Below are 18,045 nucleotides of genomic sequence, written 5' to 3' on the forward strand. Positions count from 1 at the left end.
CGCGCTACTCCGCCCGCGTCTCGAGCCAGCGGACCGCCGGCGTGGCGGTGATCCCGTGGACGACGATCGAGACGAGGACGACCGCTCCGACGGTGGCCCACAGCAAGTCGGCGTCGGGGAACGCGGCCTCGTTCAGCCCGTGTGCGAGGTAGTAGAACGAGCCGATCCCCCGCACCCCGAAAAAGGCGATCGTCGCACGTTCGGCGGGATCGCGATCGAACCCGAGAAACCCCGCCGCTCCTGCGAGGGGGCGGACGACGAACACGATCGCGATCGACGCGACGATCGCCTCCGTCGTGAGCGGTTCGAGGAGCCCGCCGACGATCGCGCCGCCGAAGAACAGCATGATGAGGGCCATCATCACCTGTTCGGCGAACTCGCTTACTTCGTGGAGCGATCGGTTGTACTCGTGTGAGCGCTCGTAGTGTCGGACCACGAGCGCCGCGACGAAGACCGCGATGAACCCGTAGCCCCCCGCGAGTTCGGTCGCCCCGTAGACGAGCAGGGTTCCGGCGACCGCCTCGAGTCCCTGGACCGACTCCGCGACGGGCGTGTCCGGTTCCGTCGCGAAGACGGCGCGGGCGGTCAGGTAGCCGAGGACGACGCCGAAGATCACGCCGACGACGATCCGGTAGCCGACGTCGACGACGAGCCACTCGCCGAGCCAGTTGCCGGGCGCGAGGCCGACGAGAGCGACCGCGATCGCCAGGTTCGTAAACGGGAAGGCCAGCCCGTCGTTCAACCCCGCCTCGGACGTGAGCGCGAACCGGACCTCGTCTTGCTTTCCGGCGGCCTCCTCCAGCGGTTCCGCCTCGGTGCCCATCCCCGGACCGCGGACCTGGACTTCCGACGCGAGCACCGGGTCGGTCGGCGCGATACACGCGCCCAGCAGGATCGCGGTCGGGATCACGAGACCGCTCCACCAGCCCAGCAGCGCCGCCCCGACGATCGACAGCGGCATCGTGATCGCGAGCAATCGCCACGTCGACGCCCACGCGCGCAGGGCGGGCACGCGGTCGATCTTCAGCCCGACGCCCATCAGGGCGACGATGACGCCCAGTTCCGCGAGGTGCTCCGTCGTCGTCCCCTGCTCTAACGGATCCGGCGGCGGGAGTCCGATCGGGGCCCCGAACACGAGCATGCCGAGACCGACGAAGAAGATCGGCATCGAAATCGCGCGGTCGGAGACGAACCGCGGGAGGACGGCGACGCCGAATAGCGTGACACCGATCACGACCAGGCCGACGTCGTACAACTCGATCGCCATTTGCAGCGGTTGCCGATACGATAAATTACGCCTTTAGCTCGGTGCCGGCGTTTGCAGAACGAATCCATTTGCCCCGCGGGGGCGAGTCCCGTCTATGGACCGATCGCCATCGGACGACCCCGGCCGGACGACCCGGTGGCGGTTCCTGCGGGCGGGCGGTGTCGCCGCGCTCGCCGCAACCGCCGGCTGCATCGAAGAGATGGGAACGGAGTTCCCGAAAAACCGGACGTGGCCGACCGCGGAGTACGTGCCGGCCCTCCCCGTCGAAGAGCGATCGGCCGTGCTCGAGGAGTCGATTCCGGAACTCGCGAGCGCGGACGTCGTCGATCCCGACGGGTTCGCGTCGACGCTCGACGAGTACGATCTGGTCGTCGAGTCGATCGAACGCGAGCGGGACGTGCTGACGATCGAGTACGTCGAGGGGAATCGCTACCGCGAAGGGACCCTCCACGACGTCGCCCTGATCGCGGGCGGTTACGCGGCGCTGGTCGACGCCGGCTACGACGCCGTCGCACTCGGGGCGACGATCCTCGACGACGCGCCGGCGTCGTACGGCTCGGTGACGGTCGAGACCCCGTGGGCGGAGCGGTACAACGACGGCGAACTGACGGCCGCCGAGTACGGCGAACTGGTCGTGACGACGATCGAGTCACAGCGGTACGAATCGAGGGTCGACGTCTCGCCCGACGAGTAGCGCCGGGAGCCGCTCTCTCCGATCGATACGGCGGGCCGACTACTCGTCCGCCGAGACGCCGACGTCGGGGTCGCTCGTCCCCGCCGCCGCGGATTCCTCGCCCGACTCGAGCCCGCTCGCGAAGACGCCCGCGATCCCGTCCGGTCCGTGACGGTGGATCGTCAGGAGCACGTTCAGGACGAACAGGCAGAACCCCACCGTCGCGAGGAGACTGCCGGCGACCGTGACGGCCGTCGGGAGGTCGAACAGCGGCCCTGCCGCCAGCCCGACGAAACCGACCAGCGTCACCCGGAAGTCGGCTCGTTCGAGCCGATCGTCGTACAGGTCGTCGATCATCGGGACTTGCTCGAAGCCGAGCCGATCGCTGTAGCGGTCGATCCAGATGATGAAGGGGACGATGTGGTAGAGCGAGCCGACGACGACGAACGCGAAGACGCCGACGACGAGCACCGGGAACCCGTCCGGATGTCCGAACAGCGCGTCGTAGGCCACGGGATCGAGCCACCACGCCGGCACCGCCAGCGCGATCCACGCCACGAGCGAAGCGACGACGACCCAGTATCGCTTCGTCATCGGGGACCGATCGACCGTCGAGTGCAGGAGCAGTCGAGCGACGACGACGGTGAACGCGGCGAGTCCGGCGAGCAGTGCCAGCCCGCCGATCCGGGCGACCGGCTCCCAGCCGAGGCCGCGGCTCGCGGCGAACAGGATCAGCCCCGCCGGAAAGAGGACTTGCTCGAGTCCGAGGAGTCGCTCGTCTACCGAGTCGAACTCGGCCTGCGTGAACATCTGGCCGAGCTGTGCGAGCGCGCCGACGATCGTCGCGAGAACGGCCCCGTAGAGGGCGAGGGTCGCGTGGACGAGGAGCACGTCGCCCCTCGTCAGGAGGATTCCGTCGAACACCGACGCGGTGAAGTCGACCGCCATGAGGTAGCCGAGCGGCGCGAGGGCGGCGAAACAGGCGAGCGCGAACGCGAAGTGCCGTTCGGTGAAATCCAGCGGCCGCGCCGCCCACAGCGTCCGGCCCACGTTGTAGACGAACAGCAGGAGACCCACCAGGATCGCCGCGGCGACGAGGGGGAGCCACGCGAGCGCCCCCGCGAGCAGGCAAGCGAGAAACCCGACGAGCCCACCGGTGACGAGCCACAGCTGGGCGATCGCGAGCCGTCGCGAGTGGATCGTCACGCCGGACCAGACGGGGACGAACTGCGTCATCGCCCCCATGATCGTCAGGCCGATCCAGCCGAGCAGCAGTGTGTGAATCCGCGCGACGCCGGCCAGCCCCGGCAGCGTCGTAACCGCCATCACGGTGCCGCCGACGGTCCCGGCGACGAGAAACGCCAGCGCGAGGACGAAGTGCCGCAGCGGGATCGCCATCGGCGGCTGCTGGTCGGTCCGCAGTCCGCCAGGAATCCGGTTCATGTGCGATCGTACGGACGCCCCGTCCGTCCAGTTGTACCCGAACACGTTCGGAAGGGACTGTTTGCCCGTGGGTGTCCTATCGTTCTCTATGACGACCGAATCGTCGATCGACCAGCGCGCACAGCAGGCTCAGACGACGACCGTCGACGTCCGGTGTACCGGCCACGTCCGCGACGCCGTCGGTACCCACGAACTCGAGTACACCTTCGAGGGTGACCGCCTCCGGGAGTTCCTCGAATCGTTCTTCGCGGAGTACGACGTCGAGGACATGCTCATCGCTGAAACCGAGGCCGAGGCGACCGCTCACGGCTGGGCACCCGTCCCGGACGAACTGCCGGGCACGTGGCGGAAGAATCCCGAGGGGGAGCAGACTCGCCCGTACGCCCGCGTCTGCATCAACGGCCGGTTCAACGAACACTACGCGGGGTTCGAGACGGAACTCGAGGACGGCGATCGGATCGCGCTGATCTACCCGTTCATGTTCTGTTGCTGATCGGGGCGTGGCGAACCGAACGGGTTCGACTCAGGCCTTACCCTCGACGAGTCCAAACGGCAGACCATGACCGAAGACGTCGCGGACGTCGAACCCGTGACCCGGCGCGAGCACGACGCCTCGTGGTCCGCGAACCTCGAGAAACCCCGCCACGTCGACGATCGCGACCTCGTAATCGACCAGGCCAGGGACGCGATCGCGGCCACCGCGGCTGGCTACCACGTCAACCTCGTCACCCACGGCGACCACGGCCACCCCGAGTCGTACCTGTGGGACGAACTCGAGGCGACGTTCGACGGGATCGAGGTAGAGTACGTCGATCGGTGCGGCTGTGGCGGCCACGTCACGCGAGTCCACGTCGAGTCGGCCTGAAGCGATCGACGGCGTCGCGAGAGGCCGGGCAAGCGGTGGGGCGGTTTCCACAGCGGCATCGACAGGCGGTGGACGGATCTCGCCGATCGATACCATCCCCGCTATCCGAGAAGAACCGCGTGGTGAGTACAGAGAGGTATCTCTTTCCACGGTTCCTCGATAATCCCGATCGAGGCACTGACTCTCCCGTTCCGTGATCGGAACGCGATGCTCGAACCCGTCGATACCGAACCGATACGTCTTCGATCGAACGGGGGCTATCCGACGGTTCCACACGGTGAGGCGGTCCACCGGATAGCTTTATTCTGCTATACGTTGTCGAATACCACGGTTGTCTACCAATGCCACAAGAATGGACTATCAAGGGAGACTACGTCGAAGCCTGCAACTGCGACGTCGCGTGCCAGTGCGTGTGGCTGGAACCGCCGGACGACGACGTTTGTAACGTCTCGCTGGCGTGGCACATCGAGGAGGGAAGCTACGGCGACGTCGACCTGAGTGGGGTGGACGTCGGTATGCTCATCTCGACCGCGGAAGGGGTCATGTTCGACGCCGAGACGGAGTGGGACGTGGTGTTACTCGTCGACGAGACGGCCGACGACGACCAGCGCGAGGCCATCGAGGACATTTACTTCGGCCGCGCCGGCGGGATCTGGGCGCCCGTCGCTGACACACACGTCAGGTCCGCCGACGTCGCGACCGTACCGATCAGTTTCTCGCGCGACGGGTCGGACTTCTCCGTCGAGATCGAAGACGTCCTCGAGATGGACGCGAGCGGCGCGGTCGGGTTCAACGAGGAAATCGGCACGATCTCGCCCCACCCGCTGACGAAGAGTCACGAGGTACAGACCGGCAAGTCGACGACGGCGACCGTCTCCTACGGCGATCAGTTCACGTGGGACGTCTCGGGGAACAACGCTTACCTCGGTGACTTCGAACTGGCGAATGCCTGACGTCGACGGGACGGGACTCGAATCGATCAGTCATGGGGCCACGAGACTCGTTCCGGGATCGGATTACCCGCCGGCGCGCCCCGATCGTCGCACTCGTCACCTACGTCGTCGCGCTGCTCGCGTGGACTGCGGTCGTCGGTCGCTGGCTCCCGATGCCCGGTGGAGCGGCGGACGCGGAGATACAAATGTCCGAACCGGGAGCACCGGAGGCGATGGCGCTTTCGAACGGACTGACGGGTATCGGCCTGTACCTGGTCATGTGGGGCGTGATGATGATCGCCATGATGTACCCGTCGTCGATCCCGCTCTTCAGGCTGTACTCTACGACGCTCGAGGGAACGACGACCGCGGGCAAAGCAGCGCGGATCGGAGCGTTCGTCGGAACGTACTCGCTCATCTGGACGGCGACGGGAGTCGTGCCGCTCCTCGTCAATGCGCTGGTCCCGATCGTCAGCCTCGCGAATTCACACGGCGGTCTCCTGATGGGCGGAGCGCTGGTGCTCCTGTCGGGATATCAACTGTCTCCGTACAAACACCGGTGTCTGCGGTATTGCCGGTCTCCCCTCGGGTTCCTCATGAGTCACCACCGAACGGGCGTTCGTGGTGCCGTACGGATGAGTTGCGAGTTCGGCGCGTTCTGCGTCGGATGCTGTTGGGCGCTGTTCGCGTTCATGGTGATCGTGGGCTCGATGAACGTCGTCTGGATGGCACTCATCGCGGTCGTGCTCTCGCTCGAACGGACCGTTGCGTGGGGTGAGCAACTGGCACGTGCGATCGGCGTTTTCGCTGGCGTCACCGGGAGTACCATCGTGGTACTCACGCTCGTCTAGAACCAGCCGATCACGCCCGACGAGTACTGTGCAGTCGATCGCCAACGAACCACACCTACAGAGGAGCCGATCGACGGAACCGGACGGATCGCCGATCCGCTCAGTCGGCCGCCCCGCCGACGATCGACCCCGTCTCCTCGCCACGGATCTCGTCTTCCCGGAGGTAACACTGCGGATCCGGGGCGAACAGGTCGCCGGTCTCGGCGAGCGCCCGGAGTCGAGATCCGCCGCGACAGATCGATCGGTACTGGCACTCGGCGCACTTCCCGGACAGGTGTTCCTCCCGATTTCGAAGCGCGCGCAGGAGCGGGTTCGATTCGTCCTCCCAGATCTCGCCGAAGGGCCGATCGCGGACGTTGCCGAGACTGTACCCCTGCCAGAACTGGGTTGGGTGGACGTTACCCTCGTAATCGACGTCGGCGACCCGCTCGCCGGTCGGATCGCCGCCGTTTCGCTCGAGGTGGTCGTAGACGGCCCGGGCTTTCGCCTCGCCGAACTCCTCGCGGGCGTACTCGACGAGGAACGCGGCGTCGGCGTAGTTGCCGACCAGCAGGGTCTCGATTTCCTCACCGCGGTCGTGGTACTCCACGGTCATCTCGCAGAGGCGCTCGACCGCGGCGCGCTTCTCCTCGGGCGAGAGGTCGACGTCTGCGATGTCGGCACCCCGGCCGCCGTAATCGAGGTGGTAGAAGCAGAACCGATCGAGGCCGACGTCGACGAGCAGGTCGACGACGCCTTCCAGGTCCGGCGCGTTGGCCTCGGTGATCGTATACCGGAGGCCGGTCTTGAGGCCGGCGTCGAGGCAGTTCTCGATGCCCCGGACGGCCGCGTCGAACGCGCCCTCCTCGCCGCGGAACGCGTCGTTTCGCTCCGGGAGGCCGTCGACCGAGATGCCGGCGTACTGGAGGCCGGCGTCTCGCAGCGCCGCCGCCTTCTCGCGGGTCAGGAGCGTCCCGTTCGAGGAGAGGACGGGCCGCAGTCCGAGATCCGCCGCGTAGTCGACGAGTTCGACCAGGTCGTCTCGGACGAGCGGTTCGCCCCCCGAGAAGAGGATCACGGGTGCTCCGTAGTCGGCGAGTTGCTCGAGGAAGGTCTTCGCTTCCGCCGTCGAGAACTCCCCGGTTCCCGGTTCGAGATCGGCCCCGGCGTAACAGTGCGAGCAGTAGAGGTTACACTGCCGGGTCGTGTTCCAGACGACCACCGGCCGCCGCTGTTTCTCCTCGGTGATCTGGGGCTTCGAGGACTCGTCGGCCGCGTCGTATCGCAGTCCGTCGCCCTCGGCGTCGAGATCACAGAGGAGTTTGCTGATCGAGATCACGGGTCGCTCACCCGTGGCCTGCCTTCGGTTTCCTCGTAGACGCGCGGCTCCTCGTCGTCGACGTTCGCTTCCGATTCCGCGTCCTCGCGATCGTCGGTATCGGACGCGAGTCCCCGCGTCGAGTACCGTTCGACCGCGTCCGCGGGACAGCACCAGACGTCGGCGGCGTACCAGCCGAACAGCCGCGAGGCGTGTTCGTGGGCCTCCGGCCCGCTCGCGGCAGCCACGCTCCCGACGTGTCGCATCGGACTCCCCGTCTCCTGGCGGACGAACACTTCCCACTGGCGGGTCGGGTTCCCGCGATCGGCGCTCTCGACCCGCGATCGCTGTGCCTTCTCGACCATACGTAGGAGTTCGAAACGGGAGCGAAGGACGTTCCCCAAACTCCCAGCGCGTGGGAACACCCGGCTCGTCGACCGAACATATTTGCCCGTCTTCCCGACCCGCGGGAAGAACGGCGGCGGCTTTGGATGAATACGCCGGAGTCACTACCGATGCGCCCCCGTCAGTTCGACACGTCCGATCGTCCGTTCGTCCTCATCTGGGAGCTCACGCAGGCCTGTGCGCTCGCCTGCGACCACTGCCGAGCCGACGCGAAACCGAACCGCCACCCCGACGAGCTTTCGACTGCGGAAGGAAAGGAACTCCTGGAGCAGGCGACCGACTTCGGCGACGGTCAGCTGATCGTCCTCTCCGGTGGCGACCCGCTCGTCCGCGACGACGCGACGGAACTGGTCGCCTACGGGGACGACCTCGGCCACCGGATGACGATCACGCCCAGCGGGACCCACTCGCTCTCCGCCGATCGGATCGACGCGCTCGCCGACGCCGGACTGAAACGGATGGCAGTCAGTCTCGACGGAGCCTCCCCCGAGACCCACGACGCGTTCAGGGGCGAGGAGGGAAGCTTCGCGGAGACGATCCGGGCGGTCGAGGACGCTCGCGAGGCGGGGCTTCCGGTCCAGGTCAACACGACCGTTTGCCGACAAACCGTCGGCGAACTCCCCGCGATTCGCGACTTGCTGACCGAGATCGGGGCCGTCATGTGGAGCGTCTTCTTCCTCGTTCCCGTCGGCCGCGGACGGGTGCTGGAGCCGATCGATCCCGACGAGGCCGACGCCGTGATGGTGTGGCTCGACGAGGTCAGCGAGACGTCGCCCTTTGGCGTCAAGACCACGGAGGCACCCCACTATCGTCGCGTGTCGCTCCAGCGTCGGACCGCGGCGGCCGACGGGGACGGAGACGCACCGGCACGGAACGAGGGCGTCTCCCGCCGGACCGGGATCGTCGCGGGCGACGGCTTCGCCTTCGTGAGCCACACGGGCGAGGTCTACCCGTCCGGCTTCCTGCCGGAATCGGCCGGCAACGTCCGCGATCGACCCGTTCACGAACTCTACCGGGACTCCGAGCTGTTCGAATCGCTCCGCGATCGCGATCGGCTCACGGGGAAGTGCGGCGCCTGCCCGTACCGACACGTCTGCGGCGGCAGTCGATCCCGGGCGTTCGCCCACACCGGTGATCCCCTTGCAAGCGATCCGCTCTGTCCGTTCGTTCCCGAGGGATACGACGGGCCGCTCCCGTGGGACGAGGGGACGGCAGCCGGCACGCCGGCTGACGACTGAGGACGCACGCTCTCGTTCGATTCCGACGCGACATGAAGAGCGACGGTGGCCGGATCCGTACCGGCGGACTGAACGTCACCACCGCGTGGGCTTCGAGACGCGGATCCCGTGCCACCGGTGACGGCCCTGCCCGGCACGGCGGACCTCCGACAGCCGGTTCGTGGGCCGATCGTCGCACGCGGCGATCGAAGCCGCAGGGTGAGCATCACGCTCCGATCGCGTCGCGTGCATTCGATCGATGTGGGTGGACCCACGTCGTCGTTTGGCCGAACCGGTTCGCACGCTCCCCGGATCTCGATCGACGTCGAAATCGCGTTCGGAAGCGGTCGGTTCGGTCGTAGCGTTTACTCGAGGACGACCAGCGTGTCGCCCATGTCGACGCTCTCGCCCTCGTCGACGGCGATGTCCGAGACGGTGCCGCCGCGAGAGGCGACGATGTCGTTCTCCATCTTCATCGCCTCGAGCACGACGAGGACGTCACCCGCTGCGACCTCGTCGCCGACCTCGACCTCGATGTCGAGGATCGTCCCCTGCATCTCGGCGTCGACGGTCTCGCCGTCGCCCTCGACCGCAGCACTGCCACTCCCGCTGGAGCTGCCGGTCGGCTGGGGCGGACTGGCTGCCTGGGAAGTGCCGCCGTCGCCACCGGTCGGGATCGCCGGCGCGCCGTGTTCCTCGAGTTCGACCTCGAACCGCTTGCCGTTGACTTCGACCGTGAACTCGCGCTCGACGGACTCCTCGTCCTCGCCGGCGCCGTCGCCGGTGTCGCCGCCCCACTGTTCCTGGGCTTCCTCGATGCGACTCTGGTCGAGTTCCTCGTCGAGATACTTCGTCGTGTGCGTACTCCGGACGAACTCCTCGTCGGTCAGCATGAGCCGGTGGAACGGGATGACCGTCGGAATCCCCTCGATGTCGTACTCCCGGAGGGCACGGAGCGATCGTTCGATGCACTCGTCGCGATCCTCGCCCCAGACGATCAGCTTCGCGATCATCGAGTCGTAGTCGGTGACGAGTTCGTCTCCCTGACGCAGCGCGTCGTCGAGACGGACGCCGATCCCGCCCGGCGGGTCGTAGGTCTCGAGCGTGCCGCCGGTCGCGGGCGCGAAGTCGTTGGCCGCGTTCTCGGCGTTGATTCGGAACTCCATGGCGTGGCCGTCGATCTCGACCTCGTCCTGTTCGAAGTCGATCTCCTCGCCGGCGGCGATCCGGATCTGGCGCTTGACGATGTCGATGCCCGTGATTTCCTCGGTGACCGTGTGTTCGACCTGAATTCGCGTGTTGACCTCGAGGAAGTAGAAGTTCGTCTCGGGGCCCAGCGGGCCGTCGCGGCCGGGTTCTTCCTCGACGAGGAACTCGACGGTCCCCGCGTTGGTGTAGTCGGCCGCGGCGACGCCCTGTCGCGCGGCTTCGCCGATTTTCTCGCGCAGTTCGTCGGTCAGCGCTGCGGAGGGGCCTTCCTCGATGACCTTCTGGTGGCGGCGCTGGAGCGAACAGTCGCGCTCGCCGAGGTGGCGCACGTTGCCGTGCTGGTCGGCCAGGATCTGGACCTCGATGTGACGGGGCTGCTCGAGGTAGCGCTCGAGGTAGACCGAGTCGTTGTCGAAGTAGGCTTCGCCCTCGCGTTTGGCGCTCTCGAGTTGGTCCTCGACCTCGCTCTCGTCCCAGACGACCTTCATCCCGCGGCCGCCGCCACCGCCTTCGGCCTTGATGGCGATCGGGTAGCCGTGTTCCTCGCCGAACGTTTTGACTTCCTCGGGTTCGGTGACGGGATCCGTGGTCCCCGGAACGATCGGGACGTCGGCCTCGCTCATGATCGTCCGGGCCTTCGTCTTCTCGCCCAGCGACTCCATCGCGTCGGCGGAGGGGCCGATCCAGGTGATCCCCTCGGCGTCCTCGACCTTGCTCGCGAACTCGGCGTTCTCCGCGAGGAAGCCGTAGCCCGGGTGGATGGCGTCGGCGTCGGCCTTGCGCGCGGCCTCGATGACGGCCTCGTGATCGAGGTACGAGTCGGCCGCGCGGGCCGGGCCGACGTTGTAGGCCTCGTCGGCGTACCGGACGTGCCCCGAGTCCTTGTCCGCCTCGGAGTAGATCGCGACTGTTCCGACGTTCAACTCCTCGCACGCCCGCATCACGCGGACGGCGATCTCCCCGCGATTCGCCACGAGAACCTTCCTGAACATTCCTGCTAAAACCGTCACGGGGTGACTACCTTACTTTTTCGCAAGTAGTTCGTTAACCACAGCGTTACAGTCGATTGACGTTCGCGTTTCGTCGCGGGTTCCGTTCGTAGTCTCACGGTCTGGCAGGGTGGGTCACGCCGATCGAGACCGGAACGCGAGAGTCGAGACGGAAACGAAACGCGGCGACAACAGCGGAGTTAGAAGCGATCGGTTCGACCCGCTGCGCTCCACGGGTTCGTCGGTGCGTCACGCGGAACCCGGACGGTCCGCTGTTGTTGTGCCTGGACCCGACCGGCGAACGCCCAGCGCCTGTCGTCCCAGGTCTCCTCCGCGCCCGCTGCCGCTGCAGCGGCCGCGAGCGCGTGATCGTGGAGGTGGGCTCCGACCGCCGCGGCGATCGCTGCCGCCTCCGCCTCGTCTGCGGTGTCCGGAATGTCGATCTCGACGTCGGACGGGAGCAGGACCGTTCCGGGCGTCTCGCCGGAGTGGGCTCCGCCGGCGTCGACGTCCACTGTGGAGTGGTGGGTCTCGGCCGCGTTCGCCTGGTTCTTGTGAGCCATTGGAACGGGTTACAGCGGGATGTTGCCGTGTTTCTTGTCCGGGTTCGCTTCGCGTTTCGTCTCGAGCATCTCGAGGTCGTCGATCAGTCGCGGCCTGGTCTCGGTCGGAAGGATCACGTCGTCGAGGAACCCTTTGTCCGTCGCAGTGTACGGGTTGGCGAACTCCTCGCGGTACTCCTCGATGAGTTCGTCGCGCAGTTCGTCGGGGTCGTCCGCTTCCTCGAGTTCCTGCCGGTAGAGGATGTTGACCGCGCCCTGTGGCCCCATGACGGCGATTTCGGCGGTCGGCCACGCGTAGTTGACGTCCGCACCGAGGTTCTTCGAGGCCATCACGCAGTAGGCCCCGCCGTAGGCCTTGCGCGTGATGACCGTCAGCAGCGGCACCGTCGCTTCCGCGTACGCGTAGAGTAGCTTCGCTCCGTGGCGGATGATCCCGCGGTGTTCCTGGTCGGTTCCGGGCATGTAGCCGGGCACGTCGACGAACGTGACGATCGGGATGTTAAAGGAATCGCAGAAGCGGACGAACCGCGACCCCTTCATCGAGGCGTCGACGGTGAGCGTGCCGGCGTTGACCCGCGGCTGGTTGGCGACGATCCCGACCGATCGGCCGTCGAGGCGACCGAAGCCGACGACGATGTTCTTCGAGAAGTTCTCGGCGACCTCGAAGAACGACCCCTCGTCGACCACCGAGTCGATGACGTTGGTCATGTCGTAGGGCTTCTGCGGACTCGGGGGGACGATACTCTCTAAGGCCTCGTCGCGCCGATCGGGGTCGTCCCACGGCTCGACGCGCGGCGGGTCCTCGACGTTGTTCTGGGGGAGATACGAGAGCAGGCGCTTGATGTCGTCGAGCGCCTGTTCCTCGTCGTCGCAGGCGAACTGTGCGACGCCGGTCTTGTCGGCGTGGGTCATCGCGCCGCCGAGTTCTTCGTGGGTGACCTCCTCGCCGGTGACGGTCTTGGTGACGCCCGGCCCGGTGATGTACATGTGGCTCGTGTCCTTCACCATGAAGATGAAGTCGGTGATCGACGGCGAGTAGACGGCGCCGCCGGCGCAGGGGCCCATGATCGCCGAGATCTGGGGGACGACGCCGCTGGCTTTCTGGTTGCGCCGGAAGATTTCGGTGAAGCCCGCGAGGCTCTTGACGCCCTCCTGAATGCGCGCGCCCGCGGAGTCGTTGAGGCCGACGATCGGCGCGCCGACCTCCATCGCCATGTCCATGACCTTGCAGATCTTCTCGGCGAAGACCTCGCCGAGCGAGCCGCCGAAGACGGTGAAGTCGTGGGCGAAGACGAAGACGGTTCGCCCGTTGACCTCGCCGTAGCCCGTGACGACGCCGTCGCCCGGGATCTTCTTCTCCTCCATCCCGAACTGGCTCGTCTGGTGAGTGCGGAGTTGATCGAACTCGGTGAAGGTGCCGTCGTCGAGGAAGTAGTCGATCCGCTCGCGGGCGGTCATCTTCCCCTTCTCGTGCTGGCGCTCGATGCGATCCTCGCCGCCGCCTTTGAGCGCCTCCGCTCGAAACTCCTCTAACTCCTCGATGCGATTCTCCATGGTCATGTCCGGAGTCCTCCGTGCCGTGTCATCGGCCGACACAACGGCGACGTGTACAAAAAGCGTTCTGCAACGTGCCGATCGACGGCGGGTACGTTCGGCTCAAAAACGGAATACGAGGCGTCGCAGTGCGTATTTCGATCGGATCGCGTCGGCCGATCGAACCGACCGGCCCGCGCGCCGATCCTTCAGGAGAATAATATGAATTTACTCATATATAGGTAGGTTATCACGTGAGGATGCTGGTATTTCACGCAATTACTAAATAGTCCGAGTCTCCTTGCTATGGTATGGCGCGACACGTCAACAGACGAAGCGTTCTGAAGGGTGCTGGTGCAGCAGGAATGATCAGCGTCGCGGGTTGTATCGGCGGCAATGGCGACGGTAACGAAACCGAAGACGGCGGTGGGAGCGAAATCGGCCTCACGGTCGAAACGCAGGTCGAAGACACCGAAACCAACTCCCAGAGCGGAGTTAGCGCCGCGAACTCGCTCGTCAACGCGGGCTTCCCGTCCATCTGCGGATCGGCGTCGTCCGGCGTGAACGTGCCGGTTTGTCAGGAGGTGCTCATTCCCAACGAGGTTGTGGGGTGCTCGCCGTCCAGTACCGCGCTGTCGGTGACGAACCTGGAGGACGACGATTACATCTTCAGAACTGCGCCCTCGGACCACCTGCAGGGACAGGTGATGGCCGAGGTCGCATCGGAGGAACAGGGTGCCTCGTCGGCGGCGTCGCTGTACGTCAACAACGACTACGGCCAGCAGCTCTCCGAACGGTTTACGGAGGTCTTCGAGGGCGACGTCGGCGGGGAGATGCAAACGCAAGTGGCGTTCAACCAGGGGGCGTCCTCATACTCCTCGGTCGTCAACGAGGCGCTTTCGGACGACCCGGATACGCTCGTCGTGATCGGCTACCCGGAAGACGGGATTCAGCTGTTCCGCGACTTCTACAGCGCCGCCGGTCAGGACCAGAACGTTCTCATTCCCGACGGTCTGCGCGACCCGGACATCCCCGGACAGGTCGGGGCCGACATGAGCAACGTGCTCGGGACCGCGCCGGCGGCGGGCGGTCCGAACCAGGACGCCTTCACGTCGCTGTTCGAAGAGGCCTACGGTGAGTCGCCCGGCGTGTTCACCTCCCAGTCGTACGACTCGGTGGCCGTCCAGATCCTCGCCAACGCCGCTGCCGGCGAGAACAACGGGTCGGCTATCCGCGATCAGATGCGCCGCGTGGCCAATCCCGAAGGGACGGAAGTCGGACCCGACAACTTCGTCGAGGGCGTCGAGGCGGCGGCCAACGGAGAGGACATCTTCTACAACGGAGCGTCCAGCGCGGTGAACTTCGACGAAAACGGAGATCCCGCCTCCGCGACGTACGCGCTGTGGGAGTTCGCCGACGGCAGCACCTCCCAAGTCACGACGCAGACCTTCGAGAGCGACAATCCCGAGGGCGCCGGCGATATGGCCGACGAAGGGGCCGGTGGCTTCGATCGGACGATCAGAGTCGGTATCCTGCTTCCCGAAACCGGATCGCTGGCGTCGACCGGTGGTCCGATGATCCAGGCGGCCAAGTTGCCGGCCATGCAGGTCAACGGCGAGATCTAGACGACCCGACCGATCGCCCGATTTTTTGCGCTCGTTGTCGGCTCAGTCACCACGTAACTGCTCGACGCCGTTCCGCCGTCGGCCACTGCGCTATCCGATGGGGGCCGGGACGATCGACGAACGACGGCAATACTGAGAGCGAAAAAAGCGGGTTCGTCCGGTCAGCCGCCGAGGAAGTCTTGACGCACCTGCGGATCGTTGAGCAGCGTCCTTCCGGCGTCCTCGTAGCGGTTCTTACCGTCGACGAGGACGTAGCCGCGATCGCACCGCCGCAGGGCCTCCTTCGCGTTCTGTTCGACCATCAGGATCGCCGTTCCCGTCGCGTTGATCTCGTCGACCTTGTCGAACATCTCGGCGACGAGATCCGGCGCGAGCCCCGCGGACGGTTCGTCCAGCAACAGCAGATCGGGTTCGAGCATCAGCGCCCGTCCCATCGCGAGCATCTGTTGTTGCCCGCCGGAGAGGTTGCGGGCCTTCTGCGACTGGCGCTCTTCCAGAATCGGAAACCGCCGGAACACCTCGTCGAGGCGCTCTTGGGGCAGATCGTCGAGGATGTACGCGCCCATCTCCAGGTTGTCGCGAACCGACAGCGTGGAGAACACGTTGTCGCTCTGGGGAACGTAGCCGAGTCCGAGGTGGATGATGTCCTCGGGGTTCCGCCCGGTGATGTCCTCGCCGTCGAAGGCGACGGACCCGCCCATCACGTTCGTCAACCCGAAGATGGACTTCATGACGGTCGACTTTCCGGCTCCGTTCGGACCGACGATCGTGACGTACTCGCCGGGGTCGACGTCGAGGTCGACCCCGGTGAGGATCTGCAGATCGCCGTATCCGGCGTCCAGGTCGCGCACCGCCAGCAGGCTGTCCTCCCGGCGGTCGACCTCGGCGGCCGCGCTCGTCGCTCCGGCACCGTCGGCCAGCGCGCGCCCGGCGGCGTCGTCCGCGGCGTCGATCGGTTCGTCGCTCATACGTCACCTCCCAGGTAGGCCTCGATAACGTCTTCGTCGGTGCGCACCTCGTTCGGCGTCCCTTCGGTGAGAATTCGTCCCTGATGCATTACGATGACCGTCTTGCAGTTCTCCATGATGAGGTCCATGTCGTGTTCGACGATGAGGAACGTGTAGCCATCCTGGCGCAGTTCGTGGATGTGCTCGAGGAGTCGCTCTTCCAGCGACGGGTTGACCCCCGCGAACGGCTCGTCGAGCAACAGCATCTGCGGATCCGTCAACAGCGCGCGCGCGAGTTCGAGCAGTTTCCGCTGTCCGCCCGAGAGGTTCCCGGCGTACTCGTTGGCCAGGTGGTCGATGTCGAAGAACTCGAGCGTTTCCCACGCTCGTTCGAGCAACTCGCGTTCCTGTTCCTTGACGTCCTCGCGGGCGTAGGGGAGAACCGATCGCCAGAGCGCCTCCCCGCGCTGTTGTTTCGGGGCGACCATCATGTTTTCGAGGACGGTCATCTCCTCGAGTTCCCGCGCGATCTGGAACGTGCGCACCAGCCCGCGGTTCGCGATCTGGTACGGTTCCAGTCCGGTGATGTCGGCCCCTTCGAACCGAACGGTGCCGGCGTCCGGTTTGTGGACGCCGGTGATGCAGTTGAAGGTCGTCGACTTCCCGGCGCCGTTCGGCCCGATGAGACCGGTCATCGTTCCCCGTTCGATCTCGAAGCTCACCCCGTCGACGGCGGTGATGCCGCCGAACTCCTTGCGGAGGTTCTCCACCCGCAGCGGCACGCCGCGCGCGGTCGTCGATCCGGCGTCGTCGGCAGCGGTCTCCCCCGATCGCTCCTCGGCGGCCGGAGGTTCGGTCGACGAAACCGACTCGGAGGAATCGGACTCACTCATCGCGCTCACCCCCGTCAGCGGCCACCGCACCGGAGGGACTGCGTTCCGGCCTGGATAGCGGGACGCTCGCCGCGATCTCCTTTCTGTGGCCCAACACTCCCTCGGTCCGGTTGTGCATGAGCCAGATGAGCACGAGTCCCATGATCACCAGCTGCAGCTGTCGGAGGCTGTCGAGCGTGTACAACAGGAATGGGACGACGTCCGGGAACTGCCCGACCGCCGGACCGAAGCTGGACGGTGCGCTGGGATCGCCGAGGGCGCTTTCGACGATGTTCTTGAAGTAGCGCGGCCCCTGGTAGAGGAACGCCGCGAAGATGGCGCCGCCGAGGACGCTCCCGGTGTTCGAACCGGAGCCCCCGATGATGAGGGCGATCCAGACGTAGAAGGTGATGCGCGGCCGGAACGTGTTCGGCGTGACCGACCCCTGGGTGCCGAACCAGAGGATACCCACGAGTCCCATCAGCGCGCAGCCGACCATGAACGACTTGATCTTGAACCGGTTCGTGTTCTTCCCCAGGGCGTTCGTGACGTCTTCGTCCTCGCGAATCGCCTTGAGGACCCGACCGAACGGCGAGTTCCCCGTTCGAACGAGGAGGGCGTAGAATCCGCCCATTATGACGAGCAACAGGGCGGCGTAGACGAAGTTGTCCACGACCGGTTTCGGATTCGGGCTGATCACGAGGCCGATGCTGTCGACGATTACGCCGAGGTACACCTCCTCCCAGAGGACGTCGTCGGTGCCCAAGACGAGATCGAGCGGCCAACTGAGGGCGCTGATAAACCGCTCCAGCGGATCGCCGTAATCGAGGATGATCCCGTCGCCGCCGCCCAGGCCGATCCTGTAGCCGGCGATGTCATTTTCCGGGTCCCCGCCGCTGAGCGTATCCGAGAGCAGGGAGAAGCGAACGATCTCCGACAGCGCGATGGTCACGATCGCGAGGTAGTCCGCACGCAGACGCAACGCGGGAAGGGCTGCGATCAGGCCCAAAAGCGCCGCGGCGAGCATCCCCCCGAGGATGCCGATCCACAGGGGGAGACCCAGCCCGCCGACTTCGGCGGCGCTGGTGCCGGACCCGTAGACGGGCTTCGAGAGTATCGCGGTCACGTAGACGCCGGTCGCCATGAACGCGACGATCCCGATGTTGAACAGTCCCGTGTACCCCCACTGGAGGTTCAGGGCGAGCGCCGCCATGCCGAAGACGGCGATCCAGAACGTGAGCTGTCCGAGCTGGTTCATGAGTCCGCGGAAGGGGAATCCGATGATAAGACCGCCGATCAGGTACAGCGCGTAGATCCCGAGCAACAGCGCCAGTAGCATGGTCGCATCGTTCGGGAA

Annotated in this window: 16 protein-coding genes and 1 pseudogene; 7 read left to right on the plus strand and 10 right to left on the minus strand. The window is 66.1% G+C overall.

Features of this window, described 5'->3' with window-relative positions; genetic code table 11:
• Positions 1 to 4 precede the first annotated feature (4 nt).
• A complete protein-coding gene (locus MUG98_RS06545; protein WP_265111337.1) occupies positions 5 to 1,267 on the minus strand; it encodes a cation:proton antiporter in 1,263 nt (420 codons plus the stop codon).
• Positions 1,268 to 1,361: 94 nt separating this feature from the next.
• Between MUG98_RS06545 and MUG98_RS06550 the strand changes: the two genes are divergently transcribed.
• Positions 1,362 to 1,961, plus strand: coding sequence for a DUF8159 domain-containing protein (locus MUG98_RS06550; protein ID WP_265111338.1), 600 nt, complete (start codon positions 1,362 to 1,364; stop codon positions 1,959 to 1,961).
• 39 nt (positions 1,962 to 2,000) lie between these two features.
• Here MUG98_RS06550 and MUG98_RS06555 read toward each other — a convergent pair whose 3' ends face one another.
• Positions 2,001 to 3,383 carry a hypothetical protein gene (locus MUG98_RS06555; RefSeq protein WP_265111339.1) on the minus strand — a complete coding sequence of 461 codons (1,383 nt, stop codon included), beginning with the start codon at positions 3,381 to 3,383 and terminating at the stop codon, positions 2,001 to 2,003.
• Positions 3,384 to 3,471: 88 nt separating this feature from the next.
• Here MUG98_RS06555 and MUG98_RS06560 point away from each other — a divergent pair, with 88 nt between their 5' ends.
• From MUG98_RS06560 to MUG98_RS06575, 4 genes are all read left to right on the plus strand, one after another.
• Complete coding sequence (locus MUG98_RS06560) at positions 3,472 to 3,876, plus strand: MoaD/ThiS family protein (protein ID WP_265111340.1); 405 nt, start codon at positions 3,472 to 3,474, stop codon at positions 3,874 to 3,876.
• Positions 3,877 to 3,942: 66 nt separating this feature from the next.
• Entirely contained in the window at positions 3,943 to 4,248 is a 306-nt protein-coding gene (locus tag MUG98_RS06565) for a CGCGG family putative rSAM-modified RiPP protein (protein ID WP_265111341.1), read from the plus strand.
• 416 nt (positions 4,249 to 4,664) lie between these two features.
• On the plus strand, positions 4,665 to 5,201 hold the full coding sequence (locus tag MUG98_RS06570) for a DUF1326 domain-containing protein (RefSeq protein ID WP_345779795.1): 537 nt from the start codon (positions 4,665 to 4,667) through the stop codon (positions 5,199 to 5,201).
• Between the two features lie 32 nt (positions 5,202 to 5,233).
• Positions 5,234 to 6,031 carry a DUF2182 domain-containing protein gene (locus MUG98_RS06575; protein WP_265111343.1) on the plus strand — a complete coding sequence of 266 codons (798 nt, stop codon included), beginning with the start codon at positions 5,234 to 5,236 and terminating at the stop codon, positions 6,029 to 6,031.
• Positions 6,032 to 6,131: 100 nt separating this feature from the next.
• On the opposite strand, the gene MUG98_RS06580 is transcribed toward MUG98_RS06575, so the two are convergent.
• Both MUG98_RS06580 and MUG98_RS06585 read right to left on the minus strand, forming a co-directional pair.
• Positions 6,132 to 7,349, minus strand: a complete 1,218-nt coding sequence (locus MUG98_RS06580; RefSeq protein ID WP_265111344.1) for a TIGR04347 family pseudo-SAM/SPASM protein — start codon at positions 7,347 to 7,349, stop codon at positions 6,132 to 6,134.
• Positions 7,346 to 7,693 carry an Htur_1727 family rSAM-partnered candidate RiPP gene (locus tag MUG98_RS06585; RefSeq protein WP_265111345.1) on the minus strand — a complete coding sequence of 116 codons (348 nt, stop codon included), beginning with the start codon at positions 7,691 to 7,693 and terminating at the stop codon, positions 7,346 to 7,348. The genes MUG98_RS06580 and MUG98_RS06585 overlap by 4 nt, the downstream gene beginning before the upstream one ends.
• A 150-nt stretch (positions 7,694 to 7,843) precedes the next feature.
• Between MUG98_RS06585 and MUG98_RS06590 the strand changes: the two genes are divergently transcribed.
• Positions 7,844 to 8,971: a TIGR04053 family radical SAM/SPASM domain-containing protein gene (locus tag MUG98_RS06590; RefSeq protein ID WP_265111346.1), complete on the plus strand. Its 1,128-nt coding sequence runs from the start codon at positions 7,844 to 7,846 to the stop codon at positions 8,969 to 8,971.
• A 344-nt stretch (positions 8,972 to 9,315) separates the two neighbouring features.
• Here the strand turns inward: MUG98_RS06590 and MUG98_RS06595 are convergent, their stop codons facing one another.
• From MUG98_RS06595 to MUG98_RS06605, 3 genes are all read right to left on the minus strand, one after another.
• Positions 9,316 to 11,151, minus strand: a complete 1,836-nt coding sequence (locus MUG98_RS06595; RefSeq protein ID WP_265111347.1) for an acetyl-CoA carboxylase biotin carboxylase subunit — start codon at positions 11,149 to 11,151, stop codon at positions 9,316 to 9,318.
• A gap of 197 nt (positions 11,152 to 11,348) precedes the next feature.
• Positions 11,349 to 11,711: a DUF8022 family protein gene (locus MUG98_RS06600; protein WP_265111348.1), complete on the minus strand. Its 363-nt coding sequence runs from the start codon at positions 11,709 to 11,711 to the stop codon at positions 11,349 to 11,351.
• A gap of 9 nt (positions 11,712 to 11,720) precedes the next feature.
• Positions 11,721 to 13,265, minus strand: a complete 1,545-nt coding sequence (locus tag MUG98_RS06605; RefSeq protein WP_265112424.1) for an acyl-CoA carboxylase subunit beta — start codon at positions 13,263 to 13,265, stop codon at positions 11,721 to 11,723.
• Positions 13,266 to 13,609: 344 nt separating this feature from the next.
• Here MUG98_RS06605 and MUG98_RS06610 point away from each other — a divergent pair.
• Positions 13,610 to 14,857: pseudogene (locus MUG98_RS06610) on the plus strand (ABC transporter substrate-binding protein); the annotation flags it as partial.
• Positions 14,858 to 15,030: 173 nt separating this feature from the next.
• On the opposite strand, the gene MUG98_RS06615 reads toward MUG98_RS06610, so the two are convergent.
• From MUG98_RS06615 to MUG98_RS06625, 3 genes are read right to left on the minus strand one after another with little or no spacing between them, the layout of a single operon-like run.
• Positions 15,031 to 15,837, minus strand: coding sequence for an ABC transporter ATP-binding protein (locus MUG98_RS06615; protein ID WP_345779792.1), 807 nt, complete (start codon positions 15,835 to 15,837; stop codon positions 15,031 to 15,033).
• Positions 15,834 to 16,709 carry an ABC transporter ATP-binding protein gene (locus MUG98_RS06620; protein ID WP_265111350.1) on the minus strand — a complete coding sequence of 292 codons (876 nt, stop codon included), beginning with the start codon at positions 16,707 to 16,709 and terminating at the stop codon, positions 15,834 to 15,836. The genes MUG98_RS06615 and MUG98_RS06620 overlap by 4 nt, the downstream gene beginning before the upstream one ends.
• Positions 16,702 to 18,027: a branched-chain amino acid ABC transporter permease gene (locus MUG98_RS06625; RefSeq protein ID WP_345779796.1), complete on the minus strand. Its 1,326-nt coding sequence runs from the start codon at positions 18,025 to 18,027 to the stop codon at positions 16,702 to 16,704. The genes MUG98_RS06620 and MUG98_RS06625 overlap by 8 nt, the downstream gene beginning before the upstream one ends.
• Positions 18,028 to 18,045: the final 18 nt, after the last annotated feature.

Source organism: Halosolutus halophilus (assembly GCF_022869805.1).
Classification (GTDB): Archaea; Halobacteriota; Halobacteria; order Halobacteriales; family Natrialbaceae; genus Halosolutus; species Halosolutus halophilus.